Below are 300 nucleotides of genomic sequence, written 5' to 3'. Positions count from 1 at the left end.
CGAATATCGTCAACAAGATCGAATCGGTCGCCGGTGGCGACAACTTCGAGAAGCTGACCCTCGGCGACAACACCGTCACCACCTCGGTTACCGATGAACCGGGTAGCGGCGGCGGTACCGGCACTGGCAACGAAGGCGACAAAGTCAGCGTGACCATCGTCAGCAATGGCAACGTCACCGAAGACCAGCAGCCAAGCTTCACCGTCAAAGTCAGCCAGAAGCTGGATCAGGATCTGACGGTCACCCTGTCCAACGGCGCCAAAGTCGTGATTCCGGCGGGCCAGACCGAAGCCATCTACA

At 59.3% G+C, this 300-nt stretch carries 1 protein-coding gene; it reads left to right on the top strand.

Annotated elements, in window-relative coordinates; translation table 11 throughout:
• Positions 1 to 300 (top strand): immunoglobulin-like domain-containing protein (locus tag L6D77_RS27105; RefSeq protein WP_236170236.1); only part of this gene is annotated, 300 nt, incomplete at both ends.

The organism is Pseudomonas parasichuanensis (assembly GCF_021601385.1).
Classification (GTDB): Bacteria; Pseudomonadota; Gammaproteobacteria; order Pseudomonadales; family Pseudomonadaceae; genus Aquipseudomonas; species Aquipseudomonas parasichuanensis.
Note: the sequence above shows the minus strand (reverse complement) of the source record. Positions and strands in the feature narration are given on the sequence as shown.